The organism is Haloarcula sp. Atlit-120R, assembly GCF_003665885.1.
In the GTDB taxonomy this organism is placed as follows: Archaea; Halobacteriota; Halobacteria; order Halobacteriales; family Haloarculaceae; genus Haloarcula; species Haloarcula taiwanensis.
On record NZ_QPLN01000082.1, the window covers coordinates 1 to 466 of the forward strand.

The following is a 466-nucleotide window of genomic DNA, read 5'->3' on the forward strand; positions in this document are numbered from 1 at the left end:
AGCTCGGTCATACTTCAGCAACTCACAAAGCTGCCGGTTCGCATGAATCAACTCTCCCGTCTGGGGGTCATGAAGTGTGAGTGGCTCAGAGACGTTGTCGTAGATGGTCCGGTAGTCAGGGGTCGGCTGTACCTCCGTCGCGGCGATCACCCGCTTGAGCACTGTCGTCGGCGACTGGACCAGCAGTTCCCACGGGAGATACTCCGATACATCGGCCTCAAGCGCTTCAGCGATCGATGCTTCCGTAGGGGCGATGTACACCACCGGAGGAACGGAGTTACGGGCGGCGTTCCGGACCGCCCAGTTGCTGACCTCGGTCAGTGACGCGGCTGTATCGGCGTCTGTCCGGTCGGCGCTGCTCAACTCAGGCGTTACCGCGGCAATCACACAATCGAACTCATCGACTGAGCCGGGAGCGTCACGTCCGGCAGGTGCTATCGAAACGGCCACATCGAGCGAATCTTGC

1 pseudogene is annotated in these 466 nt (G+C 60.7%); it reads right to left on the reverse strand.

Annotation, left to right across the window (positions count from 1 at the left end):
- Positions 1–387 (reverse strand): annotated as a pseudogene (locus tag DVK01_RS21320) (hypothetical protein); the annotation flags it as partial.
- Positions 388–466: the final 79 nt, after the last annotated feature.